At 41.4% G+C, this 19,912-nt stretch carries 15 protein-coding genes; 11 read left to right on the top strand and 4 right to left on the bottom strand.

What is annotated here, in order from left to right:
* Positions 1-75 precede the first annotated feature (75 nt).
* Entirely contained in the window at positions 76-2,106 is a 2,031-nt protein-coding gene (locus tag AN395_RS15185; RefSeq protein WP_054983475.1) for a BCCT family transporter, read from the bottom strand.
* A 640-nt stretch (positions 2,107-2,746) separates the two neighbouring features.
* On the opposite strand from AN395_RS15185, the gene AN395_RS15180 reads away from it, so the two are divergent.
* The gene (locus tag AN395_RS15180) at positions 2,747-4,387 is read left to right on the top strand and encodes a methyl-accepting chemotaxis protein (RefSeq protein ID WP_054983474.1); all 1,641 of its coding nucleotides are present in this window, start codon (positions 2,747-2,749) and stop codon (positions 4,385-4,387) included.
* A gap of 168 nt (positions 4,388-4,555) precedes the next feature.
* On the opposite strand, the gene dapD is transcribed toward AN395_RS15180, so the two are convergent.
* The 3 genes from dapD to map all read right to left on the bottom strand — a co-directional run bounded on the left by dapD (position 4,556) and on the right by map (position 9,097).
* Entirely contained in the window at positions 4,556-5,383 is an 828-nt protein-coding gene (gene dapD, locus AN395_RS15175; RefSeq protein WP_024033809.1) for a 2,3,4,5-tetrahydropyridine-2,6-dicarboxylate N-succinyltransferase, read from the bottom strand.
* Between the two features lie 9 nt (positions 5,384-5,392).
* Positions 5,393-8,011 (bottom strand): [protein-PII] uridylyltransferase, encoded by a 2,619-nt coding sequence (gene glnD, locus AN395_RS15170; protein ID WP_024033810.1) that lies wholly within the window; start codon positions 8,009-8,011, stop codon positions 5,393-5,395.
* A gap of 267 nt (positions 8,012-8,278) precedes the next feature.
* Positions 8,279-9,097: a type I methionyl aminopeptidase gene (gene map / locus AN395_RS15165; protein WP_223230592.1), complete on the bottom strand. Its 819-nt coding sequence runs from the start codon at positions 9,095-9,097 to the stop codon at positions 8,279-8,281.
* 238 nt (positions 9,098-9,335) lie between these two features.
* Between map and rpsB the strand changes: the two genes are divergently transcribed.
* The 10 genes from rpsB (at position 9,336) to AN395_RS15115 (ending at position 19,910) form a co-directional block, all read left to right on the top strand.
* Positions 9,336-10,064 carry a 30S ribosomal protein S2 gene (rpsB, locus tag AN395_RS15160; RefSeq protein ID WP_004586918.1) on the top strand — a complete coding sequence of 243 codons (729 nt, stop codon included), beginning with the start codon at positions 9,336-9,338 and terminating at the stop codon, positions 10,062-10,064.
* Between the two features lie 105 nt (positions 10,065-10,169).
* A complete protein-coding gene (tsf, locus tag AN395_RS15155) occupies positions 10,170-11,021 on the top strand; it encodes a translation elongation factor Ts (protein WP_004586919.1) in 852 nt (283 codons plus the stop codon).
* A gap of 159 nt (positions 11,022-11,180) precedes the next feature.
* Positions 11,181-11,930 carry a UMP kinase gene (pyrH, locus tag AN395_RS15150; protein WP_039972186.1) on the top strand — a complete coding sequence of 250 codons (750 nt, stop codon included), beginning with the start codon at positions 11,181-11,183 and terminating at the stop codon, positions 11,928-11,930.
* Positions 11,931-11,943: 13 nt separating this feature from the next.
* Positions 11,944-12,501 carry a ribosome recycling factor gene (gene frr / locus AN395_RS15145; protein ID WP_004586921.1) on the top strand — a complete coding sequence of 186 codons (558 nt, stop codon included), beginning with the start codon at positions 11,944-11,946 and terminating at the stop codon, positions 12,499-12,501.
* Between the two features lie 81 nt (positions 12,502-12,582).
* Entirely contained in the window at positions 12,583-13,362 is a 780-nt protein-coding gene (locus AN395_RS15140; protein WP_004586922.1) for an isoprenyl transferase, read from the top strand.
* Between the two features lie 21 nt (positions 13,363-13,383).
* Positions 13,384-14,250, top strand: coding sequence for a phosphatidate cytidylyltransferase (locus AN395_RS15135; protein ID WP_004586923.1), 867 nt, complete (start codon positions 13,384-13,386; stop codon positions 14,248-14,250).
* The gene (ispC, locus tag AN395_RS15130) at positions 14,247-15,452 is read left to right on the top strand and encodes a 1-deoxy-D-xylulose-5-phosphate reductoisomerase (RefSeq protein WP_029773686.1); all 1,206 of its coding nucleotides are present in this window, start codon (positions 14,247-14,249) and stop codon (positions 15,450-15,452) included. Before AN395_RS15135 ends, ispC begins: the two co-directional genes overlap by 4 nt.
* A 1-nt stretch (position 15,453) precedes the next feature.
* Positions 15,454-16,806 carry a sigma E protease regulator RseP gene (rseP, locus tag AN395_RS15125; RefSeq protein WP_004586925.1) on the top strand — a complete coding sequence of 451 codons (1,353 nt, stop codon included), beginning with the start codon at positions 15,454-15,456 and terminating at the stop codon, positions 16,804-16,806.
* Positions 16,807-16,908: 102 nt separating this feature from the next.
* Complete coding sequence (gene bamA, locus AN395_RS15120) at positions 16,909-19,380, top strand: outer membrane protein assembly factor BamA (RefSeq protein WP_054983479.1); 2,472 nt, start codon at positions 16,909-16,911, stop codon at positions 19,378-19,380.
* Between the two features lie 11 nt (positions 19,381-19,391).
* Complete coding sequence (locus AN395_RS15115; RefSeq protein ID WP_004586927.1) at positions 19,392-19,910, top strand: OmpH family outer membrane protein; 519 nt, start codon at positions 19,392-19,394, stop codon at positions 19,908-19,910.
* Positions 19,911-19,912 lie beyond the last annotated feature (2 nt).

The raw sequence follows: 19,912 nt of genomic DNA, 5'->3' as shown, positions 1-19,912 counted from the left end.
CACCAAGTCTTTCATTAAAACCGTCAACCTATTTCAGGACGGGACAAAAATTGCGCTGTTAATTAATACCTTTATTTAAGGTTTGTCGCTATTTAACATGTCATCGTGTTCGGCCATATCCCACGGAAGTTCCCCTGGGCTGTTACCTAAAAAGTGCAAGTAATTCTCAAATTGATCAAGAATGTCCTTCACAATATCATCTTCACTGTAGCCATATACATCGTAAGATAACCCACCGCGGCGTAAGAAAACATCTGCCTTGTAATACATCTCGGAGTTATCAGCATCCGGTTTTAGCTCTGTATAGGCAAAGCTTGGCATAGGGTGTTCAGTAAGACGAATGTCATACACAAAATCAACATGTTCATGGCGTAGTACGGTTAAATGGGCGCGGCCTAAGTCAGTATCAAAATCTACCTCGGCATGCCACTGGCGCGCTTTTAATTCTGCTTGAACAGCTTGCATTGCTTTTACCACTACACTACTAATGAAGGTATGCACTTTTTCCTTATGCGGATAATTAACCATAGCGGCTAACCGGCGCTTCCAATGAGATAGGTTAACATTACGGCTATTGAGCGCATGTGCTTGTAAGCTCGTATCGCGATGGCCTTCAATGGTAAGTGCGCGCCAAAGTCCCGCGGTTGCAATAAGCATAATAATAGCAAAGGGTAGGGCACTGGCTATTGTCATGGTTTGCAGTGCACTTAGCCCACCTGCTACTAATAAAACAGCAGCCACAGCGCCCTCAAGCACAGCCCAAAATACCCGTTGCCATGCCGGCGTATCAATACTCCCGCCAGAGGCGAGGGAGTCAATAACTAACGAGCCCGAGTCAGATGAGGTTACAAAAAAGGTAATGATTAATATAACCGTTAGTAGCGAAATAATAAACGATAACGGTAGCACTTCAAATAATTGAAATAGCGCAACGGCATGGTTTGCTTGAACATCGGTTATTAAAGTATTAAACCCTTCATTCATTATTAAATTTAGCGCGGTATCGCCAAATACAGAAAACCATAAAAAGGTAAAAATAGTCGGAACTAGCATCACGCCCACAACAAATTGCCTAATGGTTCTGCCACGGCTAATTTTAGCGATAAACATACCAACAAAGGGTGCCCACGCTATAGTCCAGCCAAATATAAATAGGGTCCAGTTACCAATCCAATCACTACGGCTATAGGCTTGTAAATTAAAAGTACGCTCAACAATACCACTGAGGTAGCTGCCGGTATTTTGTAAAAACGATTCAAGAATATGAATAGTCGGGCCAATAAAAAACACAAAGGCCATTAATGATACGGCAAGAGTCATGTTTATTATAGATAAACGCTTCACACCTTTATCCATACCTGCCACCACAGAAAACGTTGCCGCTGCGGTAATAATAACAATAGCGGTAATTTGTACCGTGGTATTAATAGGGATGCTTGGCCATAAGTAGTGCAGCCCGGCATTAATTTGAGTAACCGAAAGCCCTAACGTTGTGGCAATACCAAATAACGTGCCTAATATGGCAAACACATCAACAGTGTGCCCAATAGGGCCATATATTTTATCACCAATAAGTGGATACAAGGCTGAGCGAATAGACAGCGGAAGGCCGTGGCGAAATGCAAAGTAAGCAAGCACTAAACCAACAATCCCATAAATTGCCCATATATGAAAACCCCAATGAAAAAATGCAATTTGCATAGCCTGTTTAGCGGCATCAACGGTTTCTGCAGCGCCCGCAGGTGGAGATGCATAATGGAGGACGGGTTCTGCTACACCAAAATAAAGTAATGCGACTCCGTAACCGGCTGAAAATAGCATGGCGAACCATTCGCCAAAGCTGTATTGCGGTTGCGCATGATCAGGGCCTAGCTTGATATTTCCCCAGCTGGAGGCGGCAACACAAACGATGAAAACTAAGAAGATGGCAACTGATAACATATAAAACCAGCCAAAGGTTTCTGTTATCCACTTGAGGGCGACACTGAATGCTTGCCCTGCCAGTTCAGGGTTACTACTTGTACCAATGACCAAAAGCAGAATAATAAATACCGCGGGCAAAAATACCGGTAGCAAAATAGTTGAGCGTAAAGCAGTTTTTGTCATATTAATCCTTAATATTAATTGCTAACTTTCAAGTATGCTTTACTACCTTATTATATCTTGGGTGTGTTGGCTAATTCAGTCATTTGTTTGTATACGTATATTGCTTTGACACACAAAGGGAGCGTCCTCTTCTGTGGTCGCTATTTTATTTAACGTTGCGTGAGTTATATCTGTTTGTGGCGAGCAGCCGTGCGTAACAACGTTCTTTATTTCAATTATTTTAAGAGCTGATTGTTGTTATTGATATTACCGATAAAAACGTTTGATCATTTACATCGAGTTGTGTTTGTTTTTTATACTTTTAATTCATGTGAAAACAGCTTTTTTAAATTTCAGCAGATATATTTAAAATATTTCATTCTAAATTATGCAATTTTCCATTTTGGGTAATGTCATAGAGTGTAACTCTAAAAAACTTCATTTTGCTGCGTTCTTGATTGAACTGTATGACTATTAATATAAGACAAATCTGCTTTGCTCTACTTTTTTCTTTCCTAGTGAGATTTTACTTGTTTATTTTTTTGCAATTGTAACATTTGTAATCGATAATCCTGCGCTTATTTTATTGATCTTCTTATTTTTTAATCATTTGAGCTTTGCAGGCTCTGTAAACAACGGACAAATACTCAGGAGTGGTTTAATGCGCAGATTTTTTAATTCTTTGTCGGTAAAAATGCAAATTTTAGTACCGGTATTATTCAGTATTACGTTAATTTTAATAGGCTTACTCTATAGCTCAAGTCAGTTAGGCAATGCTTTTTCTAAGGTGAGCCGCGCAACTAGTGATCTCATTACATATAAATCATCTTTAAATCAAATAGTTAATAATACCTATGACATGCGTATCAAAGCTATTTATAGTTTGTTTACAGCGGATGATTTGAAAACCTATGCTAGTGTTTTGCAGCAAAAAAAATCTAATATTAATAAAAGCTTAGACGTTATTAATCAAATGGAGGGGCTAGAGAGTGAAGTCAACAGTTTAAAGAGTGCAGTTAACCAATATGTAGGGTTTTCACAAAGCACAATGTTTCCTCTTCTAAACACTAAGCTAAGCCAAGGGTTAAGCTCAGCTCAACAATCACAATATAATTCTGCAAGTAGTCAATATCGTGAGCTGGGGCAAAAAATGCTATCTGCGATAGATGCACTATCTGAGAAGTTAAACACAGTAACAGTAACTAACATTCAGCACAGTGAAGCGGCCCATACTTACGTCCTTAACTGGTCTTTAGGTGGGTTATTGGTGATTTTAATTGCTGCTGTTTATATTAGTTGGGTTCTTGCAAACCTTATTGTAAAGCCAATACAAGCACTACAGGAAACAATGAGGCAAGTGGCACAAGGTAACTTACTAGTTAATGCAGATGAGCAAGGTAAGAATGAGATTTCGGCACTAGCCCGCGATGTAAACTTAACCGTTCATCAGTTGCATCAAACGGTAAAATCCCTTAGCAGAATAAGTATTGAGGTTTCGTCTTCCGCAATTGAGCTTGCTACGGTGATGACTCAGTCAAGTAGTAACTCAGATCGAGAAAAGTATGAAGTTGAGCAAGTTGCCTCAGCAGTAAATGAACTTGAAGGGACCTCAGCGGAAGTCGCTAATAATGCAGTAGTTGCTGATAGTGCATCTCAAGAGGCAAATAAATTGGCTTCACAAAGTATGGTTATGTTTAAACAAAGTAGTGAAGCAAGCGGGAAAATGTTTATACAGTTAGAAGATGCTGCAAATGTAGTTAATTCACTCAAAGAGCAATCTGATAAAATAGGGCAAGTGATCCAGGTCATTGAGGAAATATCAGATCAAACTAATTTGTTAGCGCTGAATGCTGCTATTGAAGCTGCTCGAGCTGGAGAGAGCGGGCGTGGTTTTGCTGTTGTTGCTGATGAAGTGAGAATGCTAGCTGCCAGAACCCAAGAGTCAACGAAAGAGATTCAAATAATAATAGAAGAGTTACAAACTCAATCAGGTCAGGCTAATAATAGCATGCATACAAGTATTGAAATGCTCAAAGGTAACCAAGCATTATCTAGCCAGCTAAGTGACTCATTAAGTGATATAACTAAAGCTATAGAATCGTTGACGGATACCAATACGCAAGTGGCAACAGCCTCGGAAGAGCAAAGCCAAGTCACTAAAGATATAAATGTGAACTTGACAAATATTTATGATTTAGTGAGCCAAAATGTAACGGGCATTACTCAAGCCGCTGCAGCGAGTCATGAATTGTCTAAATTAGCTGAAGATCAAAAGTCAAAGCTAGATTACTTTACAGTTTAACTGATAAATAAAGTGATTAAGTTATAATTCAATTAATTATCGAACATAGTATCTAAACATAAAAGCTCTAAACCAAAAGTCTAGAGCTTTTTTATATTTAATTAAAGTTAAATTTTAGCAGTTAACTTAAGTATCGTTGGGTTTCGTTTCACTCAACCCAACCTACGGTTAATCATCAATTGAGCGTAGTAGGGCGTTGATGCCTACTTTTTCGCGTGTTTGTTGATCAACTTTTTTCACGATGATTGCAGCGTATAGGCTGTGAGTGCCATCTTTTGATGGTAGTGCGCCTGGCACAACTACAGCGCCTGCTGGTACTCGGCCGTAGTGAATTTCGCCGGTTTCACGGTCATAAATACGAGTGCTTTGGCTAATGTAAACGCCCATTGAAATAACAGCGCCTTCCTCTACTACTACACCTTCAACAATTTCAGAGCGTGCGCCAATAAAGCAGTTGTCTTCAATGATGGTAGGATTAGCTTGTAGTGGCTCTAAAACGCCGCCTATGCCCACGCCGCCCGATAAGTGTACGTTCTTACCAATTTGTGCACACGAGCCAACAGTTGCCCATGTATCAACCATGGTGCCTTCATCAACGTAGGCGCCAATGTTCACATACGATGGCATAAGTACGACGTTTTTACCTACAAAGCTGCCTTTACGTGCTACCGCGTTAGGAACTACGCGCATGCCACCTTGCTGAAACTGCTCCGGTGTGTAGTCGCTAAATTTAAGCGGTACTTTATCGTAAAACTGGTTTACGCCGTCGTTCATTGGTTGGTTATCGCGAATACGAAATGATAATAAAACGGCTTTTTTAAGCCATTGGTGTACGACCCATTCGCCTGATATTTTTTCAGCAACACGGGCTGCACCGCTATCAAGAAGCTCTAGTGCGTCAATAATCGCTTGTTTTACATCGCTAGATACACTGCTTGGGCTAATGCTATCGCGGTTGTCCCAGGCGTTTTCTATCATGGTTTTTAAATCTGACATGGTGTGTCCTTATTCTGTTTCGGCGTTGAATTTTTTACGTAATGCCTGATGAATTTTGGCTTGCTCTTCATCAGTCAGCGCTTGGTATTCGTTATTTGATACGACAAAGAAATCCTCTGCACGTTCACCTACCGTTGTAATACGGGCTGCGTGAATGTGTAGTAAATGCGCTTGGAAAACTTCGGCAATTTTAGTAAGTAAACCGGGTATATCAACAGCTTGAATTTCTATTAGGCTGCGATCTTTACGTGCATGAGGGCGCAGCACTATTTTAGGTTTAATATTAAAGTCTTTAAATCGTTGCGAGCGATTTTTTTTAAAGCGTATTTTTTTACGTGGTTCGCTAAGTGCTTGCTCAAGCCCACGTTTAATTGACTGAGCACGGCTACTTGCAATAGGGTCGCCGCTCACTTCAAGTATTACAAAGTTAAATAGGGCGTAGCCATCTTTGGTAGTAAGCACTTGAGCGTGTTGTATTTGCGCCTTTTTAGAACCAATTACGCTAACTAAACGAGCGAATAACGGCCCAGAATATGGGCTGTAAGCAAACACTTGTGTGCCACCATGCATTGCTTTATCAGAAACAATGACACTGGGTAGGCTTAAGTCTGCGCATTTTAATAAGTGCTCGGTTTGCCATGATATTTGCTGCTCGCTAAAGGCAGTAAAGTAATTGGCTTTAAAGCGGCTCCAAATTAAATCAATTTGGTTTTCTAGGTAGCCCAAATTAAGTAAGCGCTGTTTAGCTTGGTGTTTTTTATCGCGTATTTGGTCGCGTTGATCCATTGGGTTTTCAAGCCCTAGGCGTAATGCGCGCTGAGTATGCAAGTATAACTCGCGTAGTAGAGTGTTTTTCCAATCATTCCATAAGTTGTCGTTGGTTGCGCGTATATCGGCAACGGTTAAACAATAGAGGTAATCGAGTTGGCGCTCTGTTTTTACGCGTGAGGCAAAGTCTTTAATAACACCTGGGTCATTTATGTCTTTACGCTGCGCAGTAACCGACATAAGTAAATGGTTACCAACTAGCCACGATATAAGCTTGCCATCAGATGATGGGAAGCCATGTAATTTAGAAAAAGCAATGGCATCCACTGAGCCTAGCTCTGAGTGATCGCCGCCACGCCCTTTAGCAATATCATGAAAAATACCCGCTAAATAAAGCAGCTCAGGCTTATCCATTCGGGTTACTATTTCACTACAAATAGGAAACTCGCTCACTTTAGATTTATCAAAATATTGGTAAATATTATTGATTAATTTATGGGTGTGCTCATCTACTGTGTAGGCATGAAATAAGTCAAATTGCATTTGCCCAAATATATTACGCCATTGTGGTAAATACGCGGCCAACATGCCGTGTTTGTGCATGAGCGTGAATGCGCGGCCCATGCCGTTAGGGTGTTTTACAATACGCATAAATGCCTCGCGACACGCTGCGTAATCTTGTAAGTCACCTAATAGGCGCCTGCGTACTTGCCTAATGGTACGAATAGTACTTGGGTAAATATGGGTAATTTCGGGGTTGTCGGCAATATGCTCAAACAAAACAAAAAGTTGATCGCGTCTAAAAAATACCGATGGGTTTTTAACCCTAATTTGGTGCCCAACGCGTTCAAAGTCTTTGTCTAACTCAATCACTGGCGCTTCGCTGCTCTCTGGCATAATACTTTCTTCAAAGTACGATAGCAGCATTTGATTAAGCTCGCGTACGCGGCTCATTATTCTAAATAAGCGTTTCATCATACGCTCAACCGAAGCTTTACCATCGCTACCAAAGCCAAGTATTTCAGCTGTGTGTGGTTGATGGTCAAACAACAAACGGTTTTCTGAGCGCCCAGCGGCTAAATGCAGTGCAAAGCGAATATTCCAAAGGTTCTCTAGGCACTCCGAAAGCTCCTGAAACTCTTCATGCGTTAAGTAGCCGTGGCTAATTAGCTCTTGTAGGGTTTCGGCTCTAAAGTGCTTTTTAGCAACCCAAATAATGGTTTGTAAATCGCGAAGGCCACCGGGGTTTTCTTTTATGTTTGGCTCTAGGTTGTAAGCAGTACCGTGGCACTTTTTATGGCGTAGGTTTTGCTCTTGCACTTTGGCTACAAAAAATTCGCCTGAGCGCCAAACGGGGGTTTCTATAATATGCGTTTTGAGTTTTTCAAACTCAATGTGATTACCAAAAATGAGCCTGCTTTCGAGCAAGCTGGTGGCAAAGGTAACGTCTTCACGTTTTTGCTCAATGGCTTGTTCAATGGTACGCACACTGTGGCCTATCTCTAAATTGAGATCCCATAGCATGGTAACAAACTGGCCTATTTTTTCGCATATTTGCTCGCTAGGCGGCTGCGTAACAAGCAGTAAAAAGTCAATGTCGGAGTAGGGGTGTAGTTCGCCACGGCCATACCCGCCCACGGCAATAAGGGCAAGATCAGGCTCGTGAGCTAAATCGTAAACATGAAACAGTTTAATTAGCAGGCGGTCTATAAACTCAGCCCGGGCATTAATTAAATTACCAACTGGTTGCTTAGAAAATTCGTTATGTAACCACTTATAAAAATAGCTAGAACAATCGCGATAATCGCTCAGTTGCTCAGCATCGCTAAGCAACTTTTTTACTTTGTTGGGTAATGCCACGTGGGCTGGCTCCTTATTGAACCGTTAGCATTGATAAACAACCTGAACGTTAAGTAATAAGTCTACTCCCAGCGGCTATTTTCAGTGTTAACAGTGTTGAATCCACTTGCAAATAGGCTCGCTATTTGGCACGTCAATTCGATTTGTTTTCACTGAAAATCTCCGGCTTGGGGAAAATAAATTAAATATTACATATAATTCAGTATGTTATTAAATATATTAACCAGATTAGAGGTTAAATACTTTTATCAAGTGGCTCGGTTTTTATTAGTGTTCGATAATCCTGTCGATAGTATCATCTGATCGCAGCGTTAAAATTTCAACACCATTTTCAGTCACTAATAGGGTGTGTTCCCACTGTGCAGACAAACTACGGTCGCGTGTAACTACAGTCCACTCATCTTTTAAAAGTTTACACTGGCGCTTACCTGCGTTAACCATTGGCTCTATTGTTAAACACATACCGGCTTTAAGTGTTTCGCCAGTACCTGCTTTACCGTAGTGCATTACTTGAGGCTCTTCATGAAATTCGCTACCAATACCGTGGCCGCAGTATTCACGTACAATTGAGTAGTTAAAGCTCTCTGCGTATTTTTGAATTGCTTCACCAATATCGCCTAAACGCACACCTGGTTTTACCATTTTAATGGCAAGGTATAGGCTTTCTTGCGTTACTTGTGCAAGGCGTTTACCTTGAATGTTAGGCGTACCTACATGAAACATCTTTGAGGTGTCGCCGTGGTAACCGTCTTTAATTACGGTTACATCAATGTTGACACTATCGCCATCTTTTAGCGGTTTGTCATTTGGAATACCGTGGCAAATTACATGATTTACAGAGGTACATACCGACTTAGGAAAACCGTGGTAATTTAGTGGCGCAGGGATAGCATCTTGCACATTTACAATATAATCATGACAAATTGTATTTAGCTCATCAGTAGTCACACCTGGCACTACATGTGGTTCAATCATTTCAAGTACGTCTGCCGCTAAACGCCCGGCTACACGCATTTTTTCAATTTCTTCAGGGGTCTTGATCACAGCGCTCATTGAGGCTCCAAAGTTGCGTTTTTTAACATTTATCGTCGCACAAATTTTGCACGCGACGTTGAGTATTTAATTTTAATATGGTATAAAGCGCGCCGTCTTTTTACAAATAAATTCTTAAATGATTTTTTGTATTTAAGGCAAACACAATTTTATTTTAACACACACACGTATCGTCACATACACTTGGGTGCATTTGAAGTTTAAATACTTCGGTGTTGGTGCTATGGGATATGTGGAGGCCTAACCCTAAACTACATAGAGGATTTACAAAATGGCAAACGTTTCAATGCGCGATATGCTTCAAGCTGGTGTTCACTTTGGTCACCAAGCACGTTACTGGAACCCTAAGATGAAGCCTTTCATCTTCGGCGCACGTAACCGTGTACATATCATCAACCTTGAGCAAACAGTACCAATGTTCAACGACGCACTTAAGTTTTTATCAAGTGCTGCTGCAAACAAAGGTAAAGTTCTTTTCGTTGGTACTAAGCGCGCAGCAAGCGAAGCAGTTAAAGAAGCTGCTTTACAAAGCGACCAGTTCTTCGTTAACCACCGCTGGTTAGGTGGTATGTTAACTAACTGGAAAACAGTTCGTCAGTCAATCAAGCGTCTTAAAGACCTTGAAGCTCAAAGCCAAGACGGTACTTTCGAGAAGTTAACTAAGAAAGAAGCGTTAATGCTTACTCGCGAAATGGAAAAGCTTGAAAAGAGCCTTGGCGGTATCAAAAACATGGGTGGCCTTCCAGACGCTATCTTCGTTATCGATGCTGATCACGAGCACATTGCTATCCGTGAAGCAAACAACCTAGGTATTCCAGTTGTTGCAATCGTTGATACTAACTCTAACCCAGACGGTGTTGATTACATCGTACCTGGTAACGATGATGCTATCCGTGCAATCAACCTTTACACTAGCTCTGTTGCAGCTGCTATCACTGAAGGTCGTGAGAACAACATCGTTGCTCAAGCTGAGAAAGACGACTTTGTAGAAGCTGAGTAATTAGCTGTCATCAAGTCTTCATCTTTTTAAGGTGAAGACTTGCTATTCTTGTAGAGCGGTTTACCCGCTTATCTAATACCTGATTTCAGATTTGAGGATTTACTAATGGCTGTAACTACTGCCCTAGTTAAAGAATTACGCGAGCGTACCGGCGCTGGCATGATGGATTGTAAAAAAGCGTTAACTGAAACTGATGGCGACATCGAGTTAGCGATTGAAAACATGCGTAAGAGCGGTGCTGCAAAGGCTGCTAAGAAAGCAGGTAACATTGCTGCTGAAGGTACTATCATCATCAAGCAAAACGATGGTGTTGCAGTACTAGTAGAAGTTAACTGTCAAACTGACTTCGTAGCAAAAGACGAAAGCTTCTTAGCGTTTGCTAACAAAGTTGCTGACGCTGCTATCGCTGAAACAATCACTATCGAAGACTTACAAGCTAAGTTTGAAGAAGACCGTGTTGAGCTAGTAACTAAAATTGGTGAAAACATCAACGTACGTCGTCTTCAGTACATCACTGGTGAAACACTTGTTGAATACCGTCACGGTGAGCGTATTGGTGTTGTTGTTGCAGGTGTTGCTGATGAAGAAACACTTAAGCACATTGCAATGCACGTTGCTGCTTCAAACCCAGAGTACTTAACGCCTGAAGATGTACCTGCTGACGTTGTAGAAAAAGAAAAGCAAGTTCAAATCGACATCGCGATGAACGAAGGCAAGCCTGCTGAAATCGCTGAAAAAATGGTTGTTGGCCGCATGAAGAAATTTACTGGTGAGGTTTCTCTTACTGGTCAAGCTTTCATCATGGAGCCTAAAAAATCTGTTGGCGAAATTCTTAAAGAGAAAAACGCAACAGTTACTAGCTTCGCACGTGTAGAAGTTGGTGAAGGTATCGAGAAGAAAGAAGAAGATTTTGCTGCTGAAGTTGCTGCTCAAATTGCAGCTGCAAAAGGCGAGTAAGATTAACTATTTGTGATGCATAAGGAAATTAGATGCCATTAAAGTACTATTTGCTTTTGCGTCACGCTTAGAAATTCTTTAAAATAACCGCGCTTTTATGTTTATCATAAGCGCGGTTATTTTTTACCCATAATTTAATAAAAAGTTGGCCCCAATACTATGACTATCAATCGTAAACCTATTTTTAGACGTGTTCTTCTCAAATTAAGTGGTGAAGCTTTAATGGGAGACGAAGGCTTCGGCATCGACCCAAAAGTGCTAGATCGTATGGCCCAAGAAATTAAAGAGCTGGTAGAACTCGACGTAGAAGTGGGTTTGGTTATCGGCGGTGGTAACTTTTTACGTGGCGGATCACTAGCAGAAGCTGGCATGAACCGCGTAGTTGGTGACCACATGGGTATGCTTGCAACCGTAATGAACGGCCTTGCAATGCGTGATGCACTACACCGTGCATTTGTTAATTGTCGTTTAATGTCGGCAATCCCTCTAAACGGTGTATGTGATGCATACAACTGGGCTGAGGCAATTAGCTTATTAAAATCTGGCCGCGTTGTTATTTTTGCAGCAGGTACGGGTAACCCGTTCTTCACTACCGATTCTGCTGCGTGTTTACGCGGTATTGAAATTGAAGCCGACACTGTAATTAAAGCGACTAAGGTTGATGGCGTATTTAGTGATGATCCGGTTAAAAACCCAGAAGCCACGCTTTACCGTCACTTAAGCTACAATGAAATTATTGATAAAGAACTAAAAGTAATGGATTTAGCGGCGTTTACACTCGCTCGCGATCATAATATGCCATTGAGCGTATTTAACATGAATAAATCAGGCGCCTTAAAACGCGTAATTATGGGTGAAGAAGAAGGCACACTTATCTCTTCACAAGCCTCAGATGAAGTAATCAAATAATTAGGATTAAACCGTGATTAACGATATTCAAAAAGATGCGCAAGAGCGCATGCAAAAAAGTGTAGCAGCACTAGGTAGTCAACTATCAAAAATTCGTACAGGTCGTGCTCACCCAGCAATTTTAGACGGCATTATGGTATCGTACTACGGTGCTGATACACCGCTTAACCAAGTGGCTAATGTAACGATTGAAGACTCGCGTACGCTGGCTATCGGCGTATTCGATAAGTCTTTAGCGCAAGCTGTAGAAAAAGCAATTATGGCGTCTGACTTAGGTTTAAACCCTATGTCTGCTGGTACAGTAATTCGCGTACCACTTCCTCCGCTTACAGAAGAGCGTCGTAAAGATTTAATTAAAATTGTACGTGGCGAAGTAGAAAGCGGCCGTGTTGCTGTGCGTAACATTCGTCGTGATGCTAATGGCGATGTAAAATCTTTATTAAAAGATAAAGAAATTTCTGAAGATGAAGCGCGTCAAGCAGAAGATACAATTCAAAAGCTTACAGATAAATTTATCAAAGAAATGGATGCACAACTAACAGCGAAAGAAGCTGAGTTGATGGAAATCTAAACAGCTAAATAACCTCAATGCAGGTTATGAAATATATTAGTTTTGAAACGCCGTCTAGGGTATACTAGGCGGCGTTTTTTTATGGAATACTCAATATTTATGGTTCTAGACGCTGATACAATTTCACAGCAATGTTTACCTAAACATGTTGCCATCATCATGGATGGTAACGGGCGTTGGGCGCAAGCTAGAAATAGACCTCGTGTGTTCGGGCATAAAAAAGGCGTGGACGCAGTTCGTCAATCTGTTCAGTTTTGTACTAAATTAGGGATACAATCGTTAACCTTATTTGCTTTTAGTAGTGAAAACTGGCGCCGCCCCGAAGACGAAGTAAACACTTTAATGGAGCTTTTTTTGTTTGTTTTAACAAAGGAAGTAAAAAAGCTTCATAAAAATAATGTAAAACTGACCATTATTGGAGATTTATCACGATTCTCTGAAAGTTTACGTAGCAAAGTAAACGCTGCGCATGAGCTAACAGCAGATAACACCGGTTTGCATTTAAACGTGGCCGCTAATTATGGCGGTAGATGGGATATGGCAAATGCAGCAAAGCAACTAGCACTTCAAGTTGCAAACGGACAACTCAAGGCAGAGGATGTTACAGAAGAGCGCTTAGCACAGCATATGAGCATGGCAGACCAAGCGGAGCCGGATTTACTAATTCGCACGGGTGGTGATGTTCGTATTAGTAACTTTTTACTATGGCAAGCTGCTTATGCGGAACTTTACTTTACCGAAACTCTTTGGCCTGATTTTAATGAAGCAGCATTTGCTGAGGCCATTGCGTGTTACGTTGCCAGAGAGCGACGTTTTGGTTGTACGGGCGAACAAATAAAACAATTACTCGCTCAAACCTAAAATAGAATAAGGGTCACTATTTTGTTAAAACAACGAATTTTAACCTCGGTTGTATTAGCGCCGTTAGCGCTAGCCTTGGTTTTTTATACTCCACTAACATTGTTTAGTTATTTTGCCGGTATTATTGTTTTACTTGGCGCGTGGGAGTGGTCTGCTTTTATGGGCCTATGCACAAAATTAAAACGTGGTGCGTTTGTGGTGTTAATTGGCGCGTTATTGGCGCTGCTAAATTTACATTGGCCGATTGAATCACTGTGGCAAAACGGCCAGCTGGTCGGGGATGCAAATTACTTATTTACGCTCTCGTTTGCTTGGTGGATTGTGGCCAGTTATTTAATTTGGCGCTACCCAGCCATGGCCAAAGCATGGAACGAAGGCTTGGTAATGCGCGGCATTGCCGGGTTGCTTACTTTAATCCCACTTTGGCTTGCACTTAATACCTTACGTAGCGCGCAATACGCTGAATCTACGCACTTTGGCTCGGTACTGATTTTAGTGGTACTTGGTATTGTGTGGAGCGCCGATGTAGGGGCTTATTTTACAGGCAAAAGTTTTGGTAAGCACAAGCTTATGCCAAAGGTGAGCCCAAATAAAACCATCGAAGGCCTAGCAGGCGGTGTGGTTGCATCGATTATATTTGTTTTAGCTTTTTGTCACTTTACCGGTGTGGATTTTGCTGTATGGCCTATTTATGCCGTAATGACCGCCTTTATAGCTTTGTTTTCGGCTGTCGGTGATTTACTCGAAAGCATGTTTAAACGTGAAGCCGGCCTAAAAGACAGTGGTCGCTGTTTACCCGGCCACGGCGGTATTTTAGATAGAATTGACAGCTTAACCGCAGCAGCCCCAATGTTTGTAATGTGCTATGCATGGACCTTGAGTTTATGAGCCAACAGCAACAACTTGTTATTTTAGGCGCTACAGGTTCAATTGGGTTAAGTACATTAGATGTTATAGCGCGAAACAAAGCGCTATTTAACGTATTTGCCCTCACTGCAGGCCACAATGCAAAAAAAATGGCTGAGCTATGTATTGAGCACGAACCGTTATATGCGGTTATGGCCACACAAAGCGCTGCAGAGCAATTATCATCGTATTTAAATAATACGCCATGCCAAACCTTAGTAATGCATTCACAGCAGGCTATGAGCGATTTATGTGCGCATCCCGATGTCGATACCGTCATGTCAGCTATTGTTGGCGCTGCCGGCTTACTGCCCACACTAAGCGCCGTTGAAGCAGGTAAAAAAGTACTGCTTGCCAATAAAGAATCGTTGGTTATGTCAGGGCAGTTGTTTATTGATAAAGTAAAACAGCATAAAGCCACGTTGTTACCTATTGATAGCGAACACAATGCTATTTTTCAGTGTTTACCTCATTCACTTCAAAACGCAAATGCAGATCAAAATTTACAAGAGCATGGCGTAAGTAAAATATTGCTTACCGGCTCTGGTGGGCCATTTTTAACGCGCGATATAAATACCTTAAAAGAAGTAACAGTAAGTGAAGCCGTCGCTCACCCTAATTGGTCTATGGGGCAAAAAATATCGGTAGATTCAGCCACCATGATGAACAAAGGGCTTGAATTTATTGAAGCTAAATGGCTGTTTAATTGTGACACCAGCGATATTGATGTGGTGATCCACCCACAAAGTATTATTCATTCTATGGTGCAATACCACGATGGCTCCATTTTAGCGCAAATGGGTAACCCCGATATGCGCACACCTATTGCACATGCACTCGCTTACCCAGATAGAATTAACGCGGGTGTAAAACCACTCAACTTTTCGGATATTTGTGATTTTTCGTTCACAAAGCCTGATTTTGCGCGTTATCCAAATTTACAACTCGCTATTGATGCGTGCAGCGCAGGGCAAGGCGCAACCACAACGGTAAATGCAGCAAACGAAATAGCGGTTGCGGCATTTTTAAAAGGCCAAATTGGCTTTACTGACATTTATAAAATTAATGCACAAACGCTTGATGCGGCCACATTCACTAACGTACAAAGCCTAGATGAAATATTAGCGTGTGACCAACAAGCCCGCCAACGTGCAGCGGACCTAATAACAAAAGTGACTCATTAATATGTTAGATTTTTTTTGGAATCTTGGCTCGTTTATTTTAGCGCTGGGCATTTTAGTTGCTATTCATGAATATGGGCACTTTTGGGTGGCCCGTAAAATGGGTGTTAAAGTGCTGCGCTTTTCGATTGGTTTTGGTAAACCGCTTTTAAAGTGGCACGATAAATACAATACAGAATACGTAATTGCCGCTATTCCGCTGGGTGGCTACGTTAAAATGCTTGATGAACGCGTGGATGAAGTGCCAGAAAATGAGCGCCATTTGTCATTTAACGCTAAATCGGTTCAGGCCCGTATAGCCATAGTGGCAGCCGGCCCGCTGGCTAATTTTTTATTTGCTATTGTGGCGTTGGCGGCTATGTACATGGTGGGCGTGCAATCGGTAAAACCTGTAGTGGGTAGTATTACCGAAGGTAGCAGAGCAGAGCAAGCGGGCATTATGCCCTCTGAACAAATTATTAAAATTGGTGATGACACAATTGCCACTTGGCAAGATGCAACCTTTGCACTTATGTCGAGCTTAGGTGAGCAAAGCGTGCCCGTAGTAGTGCGTAACGAAAACTACCAAGAGCAAACAAAAATGCTTAACGTAGAGGGTTGGAAGCTCGATCAACAAGACGTGCCGCCACTGAGTTCGTTGGGTATTGTACCGTTTAGACCGCAAGCCACATTAACCATTGCGGCTATTACTAAAAATTCAGCAGCCGAACTGGCTAATTTGCAGGTTAACGATACGATTATCGCTGTAAATGGTGAAACAATAAGCGATTGGCAGCAATTAGTTAATCTTATTACGCAATCGGCTAACAAATCTTTACAATTTAGTGTAAAAAGACAAGATAGTATAAATAGCGTAACAGTAACGCCTAAATCGCGCATTAATGAGCACGGTATTGAACAAGGGTTTTTAGGTGTTGCGCCGGTTGTTCAACCTTGGCCTGAGGGCTATGTTGAAACCCGAAGCTTTGGTCCGCTTGATAGTATTGCTCGTGGTACCCAAGAGACCTGGCGCCTTATAACGCTTAGCTTTGACATGATTGGTAATTTAATTACAGGTCAGGTTTCGGTTAAAAATTTAAGTGGCCCTGTGGGCATTGCAGTTGGTGCAGGAACTAGCGTAAGCTACGGGCTAGTCGCCTTTTTAAGCTTTTTAGCGCTAATAAGCGTTAACTTGGGAGTATTTAATTTATTACCTCTGCCAGTGCTTGATGGTGGACACTTAATGTATTACATAATTGAACTTTTCCGTAAAAAGCCGGTCTCTGAAAAGACACAAGAATTTGGTTTTAAAGTGGGCGCCTTGCTGCTCATATTTTTAACATGTTTCGCTTTGTTCAATGATGTATCGCGTTTGTAGTTACAGCGTGACAATTACTAATTAGAACACGATTGTAAGCATCACTAATTATTAGTTTTGATGTTAAGCGGTAATACAGTTGTAAAGGATAAAGATAATAAAATGGCTATAAAAAAACATTTGGCAGTTTCAAGTTTATTGGGTGCAAGTTTTGCAGCCCTGGGCCAAAACTCCTTTATTGTTGAAGATTTAAAAATTGAAGGTTTGCAACGTGTAGCACTTGGTGCAGCACTAACGCATGTTCCTATCAATGTGGGCGATAACGTTGATGACTATACGATTTCAAAAACAATAAAGTCACTTTATCGTTCAGGTCACTTTGACAACATCAAAGCGTTACGCGATGGTAATAACGTTATTTTTAAAGTGACTGAGCGTCCTACTATTAGCTTTATTGAGTTTGAAGGCAATAAAGATATAAAAGACGAGCAGCTTAACGAATCACTCGATCAGCAAGATATTCGCCAAGGTGAACCGCTTGATAAAACCGTTATCGATAATATCGAAAAGGGGTTGGTTGAGTTTTTCCACAGTATTGGTAAATACAATGCCACCGTTGATATTAGCGTAACTAAGCTGCCACGTAACCGTGTAAAGCTTAAGCTAGAATTTGACGAAGGCGAAGCCGCCTCTATTCGTCAAATCAACTTAGTGGGTAACGAATTATTCTCTAACGAAGAGCTTTTAAAGCTTGCTGAATCGCAACAAGATTTACCGTGGTGGCAGTTTATGGGTAGCGACCGTTACCAAAAACAAACCATTGAAGGCGATTTAGAAAAAATTCGCAGCTTTTACTTAGACCGCGGTTACTTACGTTTTAATATCGACTCTACGCAAGTATCAGTAAGTCCTGAGCGTGAATCTGTGTATGTAACTGCTAACTTAACAGAAGGTGTTAAGTACACAGTTAAAGGTTTTGACTTTATCGGTGACTTACTTGGCCGAGAAGAGCTAATCAAAAGCGTTATCCCACTTCGCGCCGGCGAGCTCTACAATGGCTCAGTGGTGACCTCATCTGAAGAGTTTATCAAAAGCTACTTAGCGCGCTTTGGTTATGCCAATGCCGAAGTACGCACAATTCCAGAAATTGATGATGAAAAACAAGAAGTGCAACTTACGCTGTCGGTAAATCCGGGCAAGCGTGTGTACGTACGTCGTATCATCGTTGGTGGTAACCAAAATACTGCTGATGAAGTACTTCGCCGCGAAATGACACAACTTGAAGGTGCGTGGTTATCTAATCAAAATCTTGAGCGCTCAAAGCTGCAAATTCAACGTTTACCGTACATGGAAACTGTTGATTTTAACGTAGTACCAGTACCGGGTGTAGATGACCAAGTAGACGTAGACTTTACAGTAAAAGAGCAATCGGCCGGTAGCTTTAACGCGGGCTTAGCGTATGGCTCATACGCAGGCCTTCAGTTTAATATTGGTGTGACCGAATCTAACTTTTTAGGTACGGGTAATCAAATTGGCTTAAACTTAAATACCTCTACTGGTTCTGAAAGCATTAGCTTGTCGTACACCGACCCTTACTTTACGCCAGATGGTGTATCGCAAGGCAGCAGTATTTTTTACAACAACTACGATGCCAGTAAGTTTAGCTTGGTAGATTATAAATCAACAAGTTACGGTATTGGTACCAATATTGGCTTCCCAATTGATGCGGTAAACCGTGTTAACTTTGGCGTACGTTGGATTCAAGAAGAACTTTCAGAAATTGCCGAGTACGAACAAACACGTGTACTACGCGAAACCTTCTTAGATGAAGAAAACCCAGATGCTGGCTTTGACTTTACTAAATATGAGCTAAGTGTTGGTTGGTCGCGTATCACAGTTAACCGTGGTTTATTCCCAACAGCGGGTTCGCGCCAAACATTAAATTTAACAGCCACAACGCCTAACTCTGATCTTCAGTATTTTAAACTGAACTACGATTCGCGTTTTTACTGGCCAATATCGAATGACCACCGTTGGGTGTTCTCAACACGTGCAGCGCTAGGTTACGGTAATGGTTATGGCTCAACAAACGGTTATGAGCAAACACTGCCATTCCAAGAGTACTTCCGTATAACAGAAATGGAACTACGTGGCTTTGACCGTAATACTATATTACCGCGTGCGGTATCACGTGTTCCTTTATCAATCCCTGGTACGCCAGGTGCTGATGGTACTACAACAGGTAGCATTGGTGGCTCTGATGAGTTTGATATTTTAGTACCGCAAGGGCGTATTGGTGGTAATGCAAAAGCGGTTGCAGGTATGGAGCTAATTGTACCTACGCCGTTCTTAGATGAAGAAAACACCAGTTCTGTACGTACCAGTTTCTTTGTAGATGCTGCCAACGTATGGGATACTGAATTTAACGTTGACCGTTTCCAAAACTTAGCGCCAGATGAGCGTGCTAAGTTAGATGATTACTCTGATCCAATGCGCTTTAGGGTATCAACCGGTTTATCTTTACAATGGATCTCTCCAATGGGTCCAATGCTGATTAGTTTTGCGTATCCATTGCAAAAAGAAGAAGATGACGATACAAAGACCATCAGCTTTAATATTAGTAACACTTTCTAAAGGAGTTTTTTGTGAAAAAATTATTTAAATCAACAGCAGTAGCCGTGTTAGCAACATTGATGATGGGCACCTCTGCAAGTGCATTTGCCCACAAAGTAGGCATTGTTGATATGCAAGAGATCTACAAGCAAATTCCTCAAATGGCTAAAATTGAGCAGTCTTTACAAACTGAGTTTGCTGAGCGTCGTCAAGAGCTTGAAAAACTACAAGGCGACATTCGCTTTGAAGCAGAAAAATTTAAGCGTGAAAGCACTACAATGAGCCAAGCTCAAAAAGATGCACTACGTGATAAAATCCAAGGCATGCAACAAAACCTTGCTGAAAAAGGTCGTCCTTTAGAGCAAGAAATCAAAGCACGTCAAAACCAAGAGCTTGCTAAAGTTCAGGGTTTAATTATTAAAACAATTGAAGAAATTGCTAAAGATGGCGACTTCGATGAAGTTAAAGTTAAAGACACTACTATTTACTTTAACCCTAAAGAAGTAACTGATCTTTCAAGCAAAGTTGTATCAGCAGTTAGTAAGAAATAATC

This window comes from Pseudoalteromonas sp. P1-30, assembly GCF_001400005.1.
GTDB classification, from domain to species: domain Bacteria; phylum Pseudomonadota; class Gammaproteobacteria; order Enterobacterales; family Alteromonadaceae; genus Pseudoalteromonas; species Pseudoalteromonas atlantica.
The sequence above is the reverse complement of the archived record's forward strand: the minus strand, read 5'-3'. Positions and strand labels throughout refer to the sequence as shown.

Bases quoted from the DNA above. Each gene is read 5' to 3' on its own strand.
- AN395_RS15140 (WP_004586922.1), top strand. From the start codon at position 12,583: ATGGAATACTCAATATTTATGGTTCTAGACGCTGATACAATTTCACAG.
- AN395_RS15185 (WP_054983475.1), bottom strand. From the start codon at position 2,106: ATGACAAAAACTGCTTTACGCTCAACTATTTTGCTACCGGTATTTTTG.
- rpsB (WP_004586918.1), top strand. From the start codon at position 9,336: ATGGCAAACGTTTCAATGCGCGATATGCTTCAAGCTGGTGTTCACTTT.
- bamA (WP_054983479.1), top strand. From the start codon at position 16,909: ATGGCTATAAAAAAACATTTGGCAGTTTCAAGTTTATTGGGTGCAAGT.
- tsf (WP_004586919.1), top strand. From the start codon at position 10,170: ATGGCTGTAACTACTGCCCTAGTTAAAGAATTACGCGAGCGTACCGGC.
- ispC (WP_029773686.1), top strand. From the start codon at position 14,247: ATGAGCCAACAGCAACAACTTGTTATTTTAGGCGCTACAGGTTCAATT.
- rseP (WP_004586925.1), top strand. From the start codon at position 15,454: ATGTTAGATTTTTTTTGGAATCTTGGCTCGTTTATTTTAGCGCTGGGC.
- dapD (WP_024033809.1), bottom strand. From the start codon at position 5,383: ATGTCAGATTTAAAAACCATGATAGAAAACGCCTGGGACAACCGCGAT.
- pyrH (WP_039972186.1), top strand. From the start codon at position 11,181: ATGACTATCAATCGTAAACCTATTTTTAGACGTGTTCTTCTCAAATTA.
- AN395_RS15180 (WP_054983474.1), top strand. From the start codon at position 2,747: ATGCGCAGATTTTTTAATTCTTTGTCGGTAAAAATGCAAATTTTAGTA.